This is a genomic window from Nocardia carnea NBRC 14403 (assembly GCF_000308515.1).
GTDB classification, from domain to species: Bacteria; Actinomycetota; Actinomycetes; order Mycobacteriales; family Mycobacteriaceae; genus Nocardia; species Nocardia carnea.
This window is the reverse complement of the sequence record NZ_BAFV01000015.1, coordinates 93833-106580: the sequence shown is the minus strand read 5'-3', so window position 1 is coordinate 106580 and position 12748 is coordinate 93833. Positions and strand designations below refer to the sequence as shown.

Here is a 12748-nt window from a genome sequence, read left to right as displayed (position 1 = left end):
GGCCGCCGGATCACCGTCGTACGGCGCACGGGGCACCCGACCCACGGCGTCGGCGCCACCGATTCGGCGGGACCGGAATCACCACGCAACCCCGGAGGTTGGTCCCGGTATGACTGTTCCCCTCTCCGTGCTCGATCTGGCCGCCGTCGCCGCCGACGGATCACATCGGCAGGCGCTGGCCGATACGCTGACCGTCGCCCGCGAGGCCGAGCGGCTGGGATTCCGCCGGTTCTGGGTGGCCGAGCACCACGGTATGCCGGGAATTGCCAGTTCGGCGCCGCCGGTGCTGATCGCGGCCGTGGCCGCGGCGACCGAGCGGATCCGGGTCGGCTCCGGTGGGGTGATGCTGCCCAATCACGCGGCGCTGGTCGTGGCAGAACAGTTCGGGACCCTGGTCGCGCTGTACGGGGACCGGATCGATCTCGGTCTGGGCCGGGCCGCGGGAACGGATCCGCTGATCTCGGCGACCATCCGGCGCGGCGCCACCGCCGAGGCCGTGGAGGATTTCCCCAAGCAGGTAGTGGAGCTCCTTGCCTATTTCGGCACCATCCCGCCACTCCGGGGCGGTCAGGGCGACCGGATCCGGGCGATTCCGGGCGAGGGCGATCCGCCCGAGATGTGGCTGCTGGGTTCCAGTGATTTCAGTGCCCGGCTCGCCGCCATGATGGGGCTGCCGTTCGCCTTCGCCCACCATTTCGCGGGTGGACGCACCACTCCATTGGTTTTCGAGCTGTACCGGCGCGAATTCCGTCCCTCGGAGGTGCTGAGCGAACCGCGGTCGATGCTGGCGGTGGCGACGGTGGTCGCCGATACCGAAGCCGAAGCCCGCCGCCGGACCCTGCCGCAGAGCCTGGTGCAGTTGCGGATGCGCACCGGCCAACTGCCGCAGCGCATCCCGACGCTGGAAGAGGCCGAGGCCTACCCGTGGTCGGATGCCGAGGACGCTTTCGTCGACGACCGCAACGCGGATCAGGCCATCGGCACCCGCGAACAAGTACGGGACCGCCTCGACACGCTGGTGAAGGAGACCGGCGCCGACGAGATCATCGTGGCACCCACCGGCCCCACCGTGCAGCACCGCCTCGAAACGCTGCGCGCTCTGCAGGAGTAGATCGCCGCCGGGCCCGCCCGCGGCACCGAGAACACCGGCTATGACGATGCACACGCCGAGGCTTCGTCGCTGGGACCGGGATGCCTCGGCCACCGGCGGCGGCTACGAGTCGCTCACCAGCAGTCCGGTGCCGAGACCCAGAGCACGGTCGACCTGCCGCACGGACGGACCGTACCGACGGGGTGCCCGCCCTGACGTCCTTCGACTCCCGCGCCACGGTCGTCGAGACCACACCGAGGTAGCCCGCACGCAGGCAGTCGAGGACGGAGCGACGACCGGATGCCGTCCCACGGCCGGTCGCCTGCTTTCTGCCCGGAGCGCTGCGAGACTGAGGGCGTGACGGCACACGACGCAATATCGATCATCCGGGCGAAACGGGACGGCGGCGAGCTGTCCGACGAGCAGATCGACTGGGCCATCGACGCTTTCACCCGTGGTGCGATGGCCGACGAGCAGATGTCGGCGCTGGCGATGGCCATCGTGCTGCGTGGCATGAACCGCCGCGAAACCGCGAGGTGGACCCGCGCGATGATCGACTCGGGCCGCCGGCTGGATTTCACCGATCTGCCCCGGCCCACCGTCGACAAGCATTCCACCGGCGGCGTCGGCGACAAGGTCACACTGCCGCTTGCCCCGCTGGTGGCGGCGTGCGGTGCGGCGGTTCCGCAACTGTCGGGTCGCGGGCTGGGCTACACCGGCGGGACCTTGGACAAACTGGAATCCATCCCTGGCTGGCGTGCCGATATCAGCCCGGACCGGATGCGCGAAATCCTCTCCGACCCGGCCACCGGCGCCGTGGTCTGCGCCGCAGGCGCCGACCTCGCACCGGCGGATAAACGCCTCTACGCGTTGCGCGACACCACGGGCACGGTCGAATCGATCCCACTGATCGCGAGTTCGATCATGAGCAAGAAGATCGCCGAAGGCACCGCCGCCCTCGTACTCGATGTGAAGGTCGGCGCGGGCGCCTTCATGCCGACCCGGGACGAAGCCCACACACTGGCCACCACCATGGTCGAGCTGGGCGCCGACGCCGGGGTGCACACCGTCGCCCTGCTGACGGCCATGGATACACCGCTCGGCCGTACCGCGGGTAATGCGCTCGAAGTCGCCGAGGCGGTGGAGGTGCTGGCCGGGGGCGGCCCGGCGGATCTGGTCGAACTGACTCTGGCGCTGGCCCGCGAGATGGTCGCGCTGGCCGGGCTGCACACCGATCCCGCGCAGGCACTCACCGACGGACGCGCAATGGACCACTGGCGCAGCATGATCCGCGCCCAGGGCGGCGACCCGGAGGCACCGCTACCGGTCGCGAAACACACCGAAACCCTGTCCGCACCCGCAACCGGCACGCTGACCGGCCTGGACGCGCGCGCTGTCGGAGTCGCCGCGTGGCGGCTGGGCGCCGGGCGAGCCCGGCAGGGCGACCCGGTTCAAGCGGGCGCGGGTATCCGCCTGCACGCAACTGTCGGAGACCGGGTGAAGGCCGGTTCACCGCTGCTCACTCTCCACACCGACACTCCGGACGTACTACCCGCGGCAGTCGAAGCGCTGGCCGCGGCTGTCACGATCAGCCCGAACTCCCCGGAACACGACCGCGGCGGCCCTCTGATCCTCGACCGGGTCGGCCCGGGATGAATGCCGGTGGCGTGCCCGGGCGCCGACTCGGGAGCTGGGCCTGATCGGTCGGTCGACCGCGAAACACCGGTTCCCGCCGACGCGGTCTCGCTCGACCGCGGTCAATACACAAACGCATCGATGACGGTATGTGCTCATGCGGGGCCGAAGCGGCACGCTCGGCAATCGGCCTGCACCGGCGGCGCGGCGATCAATCCGGCACGGACCTGACTGTAGGCATCTGCGCCCGGTAGCTGAACGGACAAGGTACGTCTTCGCCCTGCCGGCAGCCCGAGACAGTCTCGGCCGAGTCCAGGGGGCGGCATATCCACCACTGCTGCCGGACGTGCAAGTACCACCGGCACCGGCGGGCCCCGGTAGACGGGCCGGGCCGGGCCTGAGGAGCCTTGCGACTTGCCCCGGTTCGTCCCACTCACCGGCTACTTACACGCAACGGCCGCCTGACCGCCCCGGGAACTCGGAGTGAGCGGCAGCCGAAGAGGTGGGATCATTCGGAGCGTACGGCTGCCCGGCCCGGAAATCGGCGATACCGTCGGTACATGACCGGACCCATGCCGCTGGACCTCGCCACCTTGCGCCGGGCGCCGAAGGCGCTCCTGCACGATCACCTCGACGGCGGTCTGCGGCCCGCGACGGTCCTCGAACTCGCCCGCGACTGCGGTTACGACGAGCTACCCGCCGACGACGCCGCGGGTTTGGCCCGGTGGTTCCGGGACGCCGCCGACAGCGGTTCGCTCGAACGCTATCTGGAGACATTCACCCATACCGTCGCGGTGATGCAGACCCCCGAGGGCCTGCACCGGGTGGCCCGCGAATGCGCCGAGGATCTGGCGGACGACGGCGTGGTCTACGCGGAGGTCCGGTTCGCGCCGGAACAACATCTGGAACAGGACCTCTCCCTGGACGAAGTGGTCGAACACGTCCTGGCCGGATTCGCCGCCGGAGAAGCGGCAGCCGCGGCGGCGGGGCATCCCATCGTGGTGCGCTGCCTGCTGACGGCCATGCGGCATGCCGCCCGCTCACGGGAGATCGCGGAACTGGCGGTGCGCTTCCGGGACCGCGGCGTATGCGGTTTCGATATCGCGGGCGCGGAGGCCGGCTATCCCCCCACCCGCCATCTGGACGCCTTCGAGTACATGCGGGTGAACAACGCCCACTTCACCATTCATGCGGGTGAGGCGTTCGGCCTGCCGTCCATCCACGAAGCGCTGGCCTTCTGCGGTTGCGACCGCCTCGGGCACGGGGTGCGAATCGTCGACGATATCGAGGTAACCGGCGGGATCGCCGACGCCCGGCTGGGCCGGCTCGCCCAATACGTACGCGACACCCGGGTGCCGCTCGAACTGTGCCCCTCCTCGAACGTCCAGACCGGAGCGGTGCCCTCGCTGGACAAGCATCCGTTCGATCTGCTGGCTCGGCTGCGTTTCCGGGTCACCGTGAACACCGACAACCGGCTGATGAGCGATACCAGTATGAGCCGGGAGATGCTGAAACTGCACCAGACCTTCGGCTACGGCTGGAGCGATCTGGAACGTTTCACCATCAACGCGATGAAATCGGCGTTCATCCCGTTCCCGGAACGACTGCGGATCATCGACGACATCATCAAACCCGGTTACGCGGTTCTCCTGGGCTGAGGTGTGTGGGGCGAGTCCTTTGCCGATGTCTCGCTGCCCGAAAAACCTTCTAGGCTCTTCCCCGATGTACACCACCGAGCTCCACCAGCGCACCGCCCGCCGTTTCGGCTCGGTGCTCACCGCCGCGGTGCTCGCGGCCGGACCATTGATCGTCGGCGGCCCCGCGGCAGCGCAGCCACCACCGCCCACCACCACCCCGTTCGCGACCCCGGTCACCGACAGCTGCCCGCAGAAGACACAGCCGCCGCCGGCCATAGACTCGTCCGAGGTCCCCGCGCCCGGTGAGGCCCCGCCCACTGCCCTGCCGATCCCCGATCCGCCGGTCGGCGGTAAACGCCTCGGCGAATGCGGGATCGTCCTGCCCGCGGCTGCCCCGGCGGTACCGGCGGATATCTCCGCGACCGCGTGGATGGTCTCCGATCTGGATACCGGGGCGGTGCTGGCCGCCAAGGATCCGCACGGCCGGTACCGCCCGGCCAGCACCATCAAGGTGCTGTTGGCCACCGTCGCCTTGCGCACGCTCGACCTGGACCGGGTCGTCGTCGGCACCCAGGCCGATGCCGATGTGGAGGGCACGCGTGTCGGGATCGGCCCGGGTGGCCGGTATACCAACCGGCAGCTGCTGCACGGCCTGGTGATGGCGTCGGGCAACGATGCCGCGCATGCGATCGCCGCCCAGCTCGGCGGCGACGAGGCCGCGGTCGCGAAGATGAACGATCTCGCGAAAGCCCTGCACGCCTACGACACTCGTGCTGCCACTCCGTCCGGGCTGGACGGGCCGGGGATGAGCACGTCGGCCTACGATCTGTCGTTGCTGTTCCGCGAAGCCATGTCGATACCACTGTTCGCGCAGATGATCGGCACCGAGCAGCTCGATTTCCCCGGTTATCCACCGAACCCGGCGATTCCCGGCGATCAAGACCATCCGGGGTTCCCGATCGCGAACGACAACGGCCTGCTCTACAACTATCCCGGGGCGCTCGGTGGGAAGACGGGTTTCACCGACGACGCCAGGCAGACCTTCGTCGCGGCGGCCGAACGTGACGGACGCCGGCTCGTCGTCACGCTGCTGCAGGCCGATGTGCTGCCGATCCGCCCGTGGGAGCAGGCCGCCCGGCTGCTCGACTACGGTTTCGCGCTGGATCCTGCCGCGAAGGTCGGCGATATCCCCGGCGACGAGGCCGAAACCGTTTCCGGCGCTCCGGGGTTGGCTGTTCCGCCCGATAACGGCGATATCGCATACTCGGCGCAACCCGCGGCGGACGAGGAATACGACGAATTGTGGATGCTGCTCATGGTCGCCGGTCTGATCCTTGTCCCGATCCTGCTGGTCGGCACCTGGCACGTCCGGACCAGGCGGCACTGACATCCCGGCCGGGCCGGGCGGCAACAACACGAAATCCGCCCGTCCCGCCCGGGAAATCCCTTGACCGCAGCAGCGACTCGGTAATCCGCCGTTACTCGGCGCGTTTCTGCACCCGGCCCCGGCGCAACCTGGCGACCCCCAGTGTGGTGAGCGCACCCGCGCCGAACAGTGCCGCCGCCCCACCCATGCCCGGCCGCCCGGTGGTCTGCACCCGTGGCCGGATCACCGCGGGTTCGGGAACCGGAACCGATACCAATTGCTCGTTCTCCCGCGCGGTCGCCGCCCATGCGGTGGCGAACAGGATGATCCGGTACACCACATAGCTGAACACCATGATGCCGATCACCGAACCGAACGCCGCCCCCGCCGGACTGCTCAGCACGGACCGCATGTAGATCCCGGCGATGTTCTTGAACACCTCGAACCCCAGCGCCGCCAGGACCGCGGCCTTCGCGGCGCTGCGCACGGTGACCGGCTCCCGCGGTAGCCGGGCGATGATCCAGGTGAACAACGCCCACGAAGCGACCAGCGCGAGCACCGTCGACAGCAGCCACAACAGCCACCGCGACCCCGGCATCTCCTCGAACCCCACCAGTTCCAGCAGTTGCACGCCGAGCCGGCTCGACGCCAGGACCGACAGTCCGAGCGAAAGAGCCAGCGCCAGGAACAGTCCCAGCAGGGCCACCAGATCGGAGAGCTTGGTGTGGAACCAGCTCTGCTCGTTCGATTTCTGTTCCCACTGCTCGGTCAGGGCCTTGCGCAGATTCGCCATCCAGCCCAACCCCGAGTAGAGCCCGGTGAGCAGGCCGAGCACACCCACCGCACCGCGCGAACCGACCGCCTGATCGATCAGATCGTTGAGCTGGCCACCCATTTCGCCGGGGACGTTCTCGACGACCTTGTCCTGCAGTTCCCGCAGCAGCTCGTCGTTTCCGGCGAGCACGAAACCGGCGATGGCGAACGCGATCATCAGCAGCGGAAACAGTGACAGCACGGTGAAATACGTGATCCCCGCCGCGTAGTAGTCACCGCGCTGGTCCTGGTATCTGCCGAAGGCCCGGACCATATGGTCCAGCCAGGGCCGTTGCCCGACCATCCGGCTGATCGCGGATTTGACGTTGTCGATCACCTGCACTGTCTGCGCCCCTCACCGCCAACGCGCACGGGCCGGGCGACCGATCAGCGGGCGAGGAACCCGACTCGGTCGTAGACCTGTGCGAGAGTGTTACCGGCGATCTCGCGCGCACGCTCGGCGCCGATGCCGAGGATGCGATCGAGTTCGCCCTGATCCGCCATGTACTCTTCCACTTTCGCCCGCAAAGGGGTGGCAAATCCGATCAGTGCGTCGGCGACATCGGCTTTCAGATCACCGTAACCGCGGCCCGCGTAGTCTTTCTCCAGGGTCACGATGGGCGTTTCGGTGAGTGCCGACAGGATCACCAGCAGGTTGCTGATACCCGGTTTGTTCTCCACGTCGTAGCGGATTTCGCGTTCGGTGTCGGTGACCGCGGAACGCACCTTCTTCGCCGAAACCTTGGGATCGTCCAGCAGATTGATCAGACCGGCGTCCGAACTCGCCGATTTGCTCATCTTGGCGGTGGGATCCTGCAGGTCGTAGATCTTGGCGGTGCCCTTGACGATATGGGGCTCCGGGATGACGAAGGTCTTCTTGAACCGGGTGTTGAAGCGCTGCGCGAGATTGCGGGTGAGTTCCAGATGCTGGCGCTGGTCCTCGCCCACCGGTACCTGATGCGGGCGGTACAGCAGGATATCGGCGGCCATCAGCACCGGGTAGGTGAACAGCCCGACGGTGGTGTTGTCCGCCCCCTGTTTCACCGATTTGTCCTTGAACTGCGTCATCCGGCTCGCCTCCCCGAAGCCGGTGATACAGCTCAGCACCCAGGCCAGCTCCGCATGCTCGGGCACCTGCGACTGCACGAACAGCGTGGAGCGGGCCGGGTCGATCCCGAGGGCGAGCAGCTGCGCCGCCGCGATCCGGGTGCGTTTGCGGAGTTCCTTCGGATCCTGCGACACCGTGATGGCGTGCATATCCGGGATGAAGTACAGCGCGTCGTAGTCGTCCTGCAAGGTCACCCAGTACTGCAGGGCACCGAGGTAGTTCCCGAGATGGAACGAGGCGCTGGTCGGCTGGATGCCGGAGAGCACTCGCTGTTTACGCTCCCCCACGGCGGGGGTTTGGGCAGGACTGGACATGCCCCGATCTTCGCATGCGGCTCAAGCCGAATTTCGCTCTGCCCACTTGCGCGGGTCGATACCGGGCATACTGCGCTTTCCGGCTCGGGCCAGCTCCTGTTCCTGCTTGGTGATCAGCCGGTACACCGGCGCACTCGGCCCGTTGAGCGCTGTTTTCACCGGCCGTGGTACCAGGACCGACGGCACGCTGTGGGCATTGCGTACCGACTGCGCCAACCCCCGGTAGGCGAGTTCGTCGGTGCGCTTCCACTCGATGCCGTACATCTCCCGGATCCGCTCCGGCAGGCTGCCCTGCACCAGCAGGTAGTACGCCGAACTCACCTGCCGAGCCGGCAGCGGCTGCGGATAGGGCACGACATGCCCGCACAGATAGTTGCCGACCTTGCGCGCCTCGTCGGTGAGGAACAGTTCGTCGGAGGAGAGATAGCCGTCGAAGTACTCGCGGAATGCCCGGTAGTCGGCCGGGGCGGCGTCACGCGGCATCCCGAACAGCTCTCCCCACCGCACGTAGTCCTGGTACAGATCCTCGCGCTCGCCATCGGTGAGCCGTTTGACCAGCAGGTCGTACATGACCTCCGCGGATTCGAAGGTGAATGCCATGGTCATGAAGCTCAGATGCGGGTCGTAGGCGGAGTAGGCCGTCCCCGCCGGATGATGTTCCCCCGCATCCTCCGGAATCCGCCCCACCACCTTCTGGTGCTTCTTCCCGGTGAACTCGAGCGCCCGATCGGCTTCTTCCTTCGTCCCGAAGAACACCGCTTCGAACAGCTTCCCGGTGAGCGCCAGCCGGGTGTAGGGCGTATCCCGGTGCTCGGTGGATTCGGCCGTCCCCACATAGAGCAGTGGGTGTACCGCCCCGATCACCAGCGCCCGCAGCCCGTAGGTCAGGCCCACGGCCCGTTTCCGCATAACCCGCCGGATCATCGAATCGTCGGCAAAGTATCCCGTGTCCATGGCCATCTCAGCCTCCCGGTCCAGCTCAACTCTGAGCACCGCGCATCCGCGCATCTGGCAATAGCATCCACCAGTTGCGAATTTCTGGCAAGACCAACCACCAAATTGCCCCGCCCACACCCGTCGGCCGTCCACCCGCCATCATTTAGGGATGGCAGCGCAGCGCACCTACGGCGGTTTGTCCGCAGAGGAACGGCGGGCCCAGCGACGGTCCGCGCTTCTGGACGCGGCACTGGAGATCATCGGCACCCAGGGCCTGGACAAGCTGACCGTGTCGGGAATGTGCGCGCAGGCCGGCCTGAACGAGCGCTACTACTACGAGAGTTTCGGCAGCCGCGACGACGTGCTCACCGCACTGGTGGACGGAATCGCCGAAGAACTGGTCCTGGCCATCGTCGCCGCCGCGCACACCGCGACCGGCGATTCCCGCGCCCGAGCCCACGCCGCAATCACCGCCGGTATCCACCTGCTCACCGACGACCCCCGCAAAACCGAGGTCACCATGGTCGCCGCCATGGCCACCCCACAGCTACGCGCCCGCACCACCGAAACCATCCGCGTCTTCGCCCGGCTGGTGGCCAGCGAAGGTATCGAGTTCTACGGCATCACAGATCCCGCCCCGGACCCGGTGATCGATTTCCGCGCCACCTACCTGGTGGGCGGCCTCGTTCAAACCCTCACCAGCTGGGTCCGCGGCGATCTCGCGATCAACCGCGATACCCTCATCGACTACACCACCGATGTCTTCGTCCTCCTCGGCGAAGACTTCGCCCAGCGCAACGATCCGGCCTGATCCTTCCGCTCAGAAACGGAGCGGAACTGCTCCCATTCCCTGCAGTTCCCCTTGCATGATCACCCGGAAGACCACATCGCGCGACGGCCAGAAATCCGCGCATTCCTCGACGACCGAGGCGAACCAATCCCGCTCCTCCGGCGCGTCCGCGAGGAGCTGGCCGGCGTCGCGGATCGCGAGTACATACCCCTTGGCCTCACCAAGAGTGTCGTCGATATCCAGCAGACACTCGTCGAACGAATCCTTGTTCGGCCGGAAGTAGTACGGGAACTGCAGGGCCGCGGCGAATTCGTCGTAGAGCGCCGGCACAGTGCGCATCCGGCTGCCGCGTAGTTCACGCACCCGGAAACCCGCCGGGACGCGGTAGCGGATACCGCTGAACTCGGCCGCGTCCACCTGCACAGCACCCAGGGCGGTCATGCTGTCCTCGGTGGGGCGGAGTTCGGCGTCGTAGGAGAAGTCCAGGAAATCCGCGAGCGCGAGCGGTTCGGGCATCAGCGCATCCTTGTGAAGGTGTCGTAGTGGTCGCCGGTGTACCAGGCCGAGCCGTCGCTGCCGGTGACGATACGTTCGGCGTCACGGGACTGCCCGCGCTTCTTCGGGTTCACATCCCACTCCTGGTACTCGACGCGCTTACCGGAATCGTCGGTCGCCGGGAGGCGGCCTTCCCGGTTCCGGAAGGTGATCCCGCCTTTCGTGCCGGGTGCGTTCGCCGAATCCGGCCAGCGACCCGCATCGATCTCTTCCAGAGTCTCGTACGCGCGTTCGGGCACCCCGGCCACTCGCGAAACCACCGGAGAGTCGGCGGCGGCGTTGCCCGGCATGGGCTGACCGCTCACCGTCGACGTGGCACCGGACGACAGAGTGGCCGCGGTGTTCGACGTTGTCTCGTCACCGGTCTGGGTGAGCAGGGCGACGACGATCGCCACCACCGCGGCACCCACCGCGGACAGAATCTTCACAACTTTCGCACGCACAGAACTCCCCTTCATCGATACTGGACCGTCACCGGCGCATGATCCGACCACCGCTCGGCATAGGTCGCGGCACGTTCGACCACGGCCTGTTTCGCCCGCTCGGCCGCCTCCGGCGTCGCCAGCTGATAATCGATGCGCCACCCTGTGTCGTTGTCGAACGCGCGCCCACGATACGACCACCAACTGAACGGACCATCACCCTCCGGGTGAAGTTTTCGCACCACATCCACGTACCCGGCGGCCAATTGCCGGTCGACCCAGGCCCGTTCGGCGGGCAGGAAACCCGATTTCTTCAGGTTGCCCTTCCAGTTCTTCAGGTCCCGCTCGGTATGCGCGATATTCCAGTCACCGGCGATGACGAACGCGCCCGTGCGCGTGGACATCCGGGTGGCCAGTTCGTCCAGGAAGCGATACTTCTCTTCCTGCCGGGGCGTTTCCGCCTCACCGGTGTGCACATACACGCTGGCCACGGTCACATCGTCGAACTCGGCCTCGATATACCGCCCGGCGGAGGCGAATTCACTGTCCGGTTCGATCCCGACCCGCACCGACCGCATCGGCCGCCGCGACAGCACACCCACCCCCGCCCGGCCCTTGACGCCGGGCTCGGCGTGCGCAAGCTGCCAGCCGTCGGCCAGCGCCGGGGCGAGCGCGGCGGCGATCTGGGTGTCGTCGGCGCGCGTCTCCTGCAGGCAGACGATATCGGCCTCGGTGCGGCTCAACCAGGTCAGCAGGCCCTTCCCAGCGGCGGCCCGAACACCATTGACATTGACGGTCGAAAGGATGTAAGGCACGGGTCGACAGTACAAGGGCACGATACGGCGACCCGTCGACGCCCGGCCCGGCCCTTCCGCACCGAAGGTTCCCACGCCCGGGGAGATCCGATAATCGTTATGTGCTGACCATATCTCTCCGGGCGAATGCGAACTGCCGATGAGTCCCCCCAGCACCAAGAAGATGGGCGATCTACACGACCTGCCCCCTTCTGCTCCGGAGGGGTTGAAGGCGCTGTTCGTGACCGCTGAGGGAGTTATCCAGGAACAGATCCGGTTACTGGGCGAGGGAACTCCCTCCCAGGCACCCGATATGTGGCAGCTACTGCGCAATGAGGGGATCGACGATCCGGACGGCCAGGCGGCAATGCTCGAACGCTACGGCGAGCACCGGGACGAGGTGAACCGGGTCAAGTCGGAATACGACCTCCAGGACAAGGACGGGATCCCCATGCGGACCGCCGGAATCGGCAAGGCCGTGACGGATGCCTACGATGCCATCGAAACCTCGGTCGGCCAACTCAACGAAAAGATCGATGCCGCCCACACCGCGGAATACACCGACGAGTACACCGTGACCGACGAAAACGGCGAGAATCCGCGGCAGGTTTCGCGGCGGGTACTGCCGACGCACAACGTCAATGAGCTCTTCGAGGGGCTCTGGGACACCGTGAATACAACGTATGAACAGGTGAGCGGCGTCTCCGACCGTGCTGCGGCCGAGGCGCTCGGCATCGAACTCGACGAGCCGACACATCCCCGCGGTGTCAGCCCCTCGGCGTCGGGCCCGTACTTGCCCTCCGTCGCGCCGAACTCGCCCTCCTCTTCGGCGGCCAACGACGACGGTGTGGAATACACGGCCGCCGCAACCGACGCCGACTACGCCGCATATACCGGAGACAAGGATGTGAAGGCCGCTATCGACGGCGCTCTGGACGCGCTGGGGATTCACGACCCGGAGGCGCGGGAGAACTGGACGCGTGGATATCTCGTGCTGATCGAACGGGAATCCGGTGGCGACCCCAATGCGATCAACAACTGGGATTCGAATGCCGCTTCGGGACAGCATTCTCGCGGCCTCACCCAGACAATTCCGGGCACGTTCGAGGCATATCATGTAGGCGGAACATCCAACAATATCTACGATCCTGTCGCCAATGTCGCGGCCAGTATGAATTACGTCATGGAGCGATACGATGTCGCCAAGGATGGAAGCAACCTGCAGTCCGCGGTCCAGCAGACCAACCCGGCCGCCGCCCCGAAGGGCTACTGACCGGCCGTAGAATGA

The 12748-nt window shown here is 67.0% G+C and carries 12 protein-coding genes; 6 read left to right on the top strand and 6 right to left on the bottom strand.

Annotated features, from left to right (window positions below; genetic code table 11):
- The first annotated feature begins 109 nt into the window (after nucleotides 1-109).
- From ON22_RS04535 to ON22_RS04515, 4 genes are all read left to right on the top strand, one after another.
- Nucleotides 110-1111, top strand: coding sequence for an LLM class flavin-dependent oxidoreductase (locus ON22_RS04535; protein WP_033244335.1), 1002 nt, complete (start codon nucleotides 110-112; stop codon nucleotides 1109-1111).
- A gap of 336 nt (nucleotides 1112-1447) precedes the next feature.
- Entirely contained in the window at nucleotides 1448-2746 is a 1299-nt protein-coding gene (locus ON22_RS04530; protein ID WP_033244334.1) for a thymidine phosphorylase, read from the top strand.
- Between the two features lie 539 nt (nucleotides 2747-3285).
- Complete coding sequence (locus ON22_RS04520; RefSeq protein ID WP_033244332.1) at nucleotides 3286-4383, top strand: adenosine deaminase; 1098 nt, start codon at nucleotides 3286-3288, stop codon at nucleotides 4381-4383.
- Nucleotides 4384-4447: 64 nt separating this feature from the next.
- Entirely contained in the window at nucleotides 4448-5749 is a 1302-nt protein-coding gene (locus tag ON22_RS04515; RefSeq protein WP_051157153.1) for a D-alanyl-D-alanine carboxypeptidase family protein, read from the top strand.
- Between the two features lie 91 nt (nucleotides 5750-5840).
- Here the strand turns inward: ON22_RS04515 and yhjD are convergent, their stop codons facing one another.
- Genes yhjD through ON22_RS04500 form a run of 3 tightly spaced genes read right to left on the bottom strand, consistent with a single transcriptional unit; the run spans nucleotide 5841 to nucleotide 8923 of the window.
- Nucleotides 5841-6884, bottom strand: coding sequence for an inner membrane protein YhjD (yhjD, locus tag ON22_RS04510; RefSeq protein ID WP_174375551.1), 1044 nt, complete (start codon nucleotides 6882-6884; stop codon nucleotides 5841-5843).
- 44 nt (nucleotides 6885-6928) lie between these two features.
- Complete coding sequence (gene trpS, locus ON22_RS04505; protein ID WP_033244331.1) at nucleotides 6929-7963, bottom strand: tryptophan--tRNA ligase; 1035 nt, start codon at nucleotides 7961-7963, stop codon at nucleotides 6929-6931.
- A 21-nt stretch (nucleotides 7964-7984) separates the two neighbouring features.
- Entirely contained in the window at nucleotides 7985-8923 is a 939-nt protein-coding gene (locus tag ON22_RS04500; protein WP_231508576.1) for an oxygenase MpaB family protein, read from the bottom strand.
- A 145-nt stretch (nucleotides 8924-9068) separates the two neighbouring features.
- Here ON22_RS04500 and ON22_RS04495 point away from each other — a divergent pair, with 145 nt between their 5' ends.
- On the top strand, nucleotides 9069-9710 hold the full coding sequence (locus tag ON22_RS04495; RefSeq protein ID WP_033244330.1) for a TetR/AcrR family transcriptional regulator: 642 nt from the start codon (nucleotides 9069-9071) through the stop codon (nucleotides 9708-9710).
- 9 nt (nucleotides 9711-9719) lie between these two features.
- On the opposite strand, the gene ON22_RS04490 is transcribed toward ON22_RS04495, so the two are convergent.
- The 3 genes from ON22_RS04490 to ON22_RS04480 are packed head-to-tail and all read right to left on the bottom strand — an operon-like array spanning nucleotide 9720 to nucleotide 11481.
- Nucleotides 9720-10205 carry a barstar family protein gene (locus tag ON22_RS04490; protein ID WP_033244329.1) on the bottom strand — a complete coding sequence of 162 codons (486 nt, stop codon included), beginning with the start codon at nucleotides 10203-10205 and terminating at the stop codon, nucleotides 9720-9722.
- Complete coding sequence (locus tag ON22_RS04485) at nucleotides 10205-10687, bottom strand: guanyl-specific ribonuclease (protein WP_231508575.1); 483 nt, start codon at nucleotides 10685-10687, stop codon at nucleotides 10205-10207. The genes ON22_RS04490 and ON22_RS04485 overlap by 1 nt, the downstream gene beginning before the upstream one ends.
- Before the next feature lie 11 nt (nucleotides 10688-10698).
- Entirely contained in the window at nucleotides 10699-11481 is a 783-nt protein-coding gene (locus tag ON22_RS04480) for an exodeoxyribonuclease III (RefSeq protein WP_033244327.1), read from the bottom strand.
- A 139-nt stretch (nucleotides 11482-11620) separates the two neighbouring features.
- Here ON22_RS04480 and ON22_RS34380 point away from each other — a divergent pair, with 139 nt between their 5' ends.
- Entirely contained in the window at nucleotides 11621-12733 is a 1113-nt protein-coding gene (locus ON22_RS34380; RefSeq protein WP_197039665.1) for a transglycosylase SLT domain-containing protein, read from the top strand.
- Nucleotides 12734-12748: the final 15 nt, after the last annotated feature.

Bases quoted from the DNA above. Each gene is read 5' to 3' on its own strand.
- ON22_RS04535 (WP_033244335.1), top strand. From the start codon at position 110: ATGACTGTTCCCCTCTCCGTGCTCGATCTGGCCGCCGTCGCCGCCGAC.
- ON22_RS04520 (WP_033244332.1), top strand. From the start codon at position 3,286: ATGACCGGACCCATGCCGCTGGACCTCGCCACCTTGCGCCGGGCGCCG.
- ON22_RS04515 (WP_051157153.1), top strand. From the start codon at position 4,448: ATGTACACCACCGAGCTCCACCAGCGCACCGCCCGCCGTTTCGGCTCG.
- trpS (WP_033244331.1), bottom strand. From the start codon at position 7,963: ATGTCCAGTCCTGCCCAAACCCCCGCCGTGGGGGAGCGTAAACAGCGA.
- ON22_RS04500 (WP_231508576.1), bottom strand. From the start codon at position 8,923: ATGGCCATGGACACGGGATACTTTGCCGACGATTCGATGATCCGGCGG.
- ON22_RS04495 (WP_033244330.1), top strand. From the start codon at position 9,069: ATGGCAGCGCAGCGCACCTACGGCGGTTTGTCCGCAGAGGAACGGCGG.
- ON22_RS04490 (WP_033244329.1), bottom strand. From the start codon at position 10,205: ATGCCCGAACCGCTCGCGCTCGCGGATTTCCTGGACTTCTCCTACGAC.
- ON22_RS34380 (WP_197039665.1), top strand. From the start codon at position 11,621: ATGAGTCCCCCCAGCACCAAGAAGATGGGCGATCTACACGACCTGCCC.